At 73.0% G+C, this 204-nt stretch carries 1 protein-coding gene; it reads left to right on the forward strand.

The genetic code is table 11. The features are described from left to right. Positions 1-204: beta-ketoacyl synthase N-terminal-like domain-containing protein (locus tag PUR56_RS10880; RefSeq protein ID WP_329948729.1), on the forward strand; the 204-nt coding region annotated here is incomplete at both ends.

Genomic DNA, 204 nt, shown 5'->3' on the forward strand with positions numbered 1-204 from the left:
ACGCGGCGAGCGTGCTGTCCGGCCGCGTCTCGTACTCGTTCGGCCTGGAGGGGCCGGCGGTGACGGTGGACACGGCGTGCTCGTCGTCGCTGGTCGCGCTGCACCTGGCCGCGCAGGCGCTGCGGTCGGGCGAGTGCTCGCAGGCGCTGGTCGGCGGCGTCACCGTGATGCCGAACCCGGATGTGTTCGTGGAGTTCTCGCGTC

Source organism: Streptomyces sp. BE303, from assembly GCF_036290945.1.
In the GTDB taxonomy this organism is placed as follows: Bacteria; Actinomycetota; Actinomycetes; order Streptomycetales; family Streptomycetaceae; genus Kitasatospora.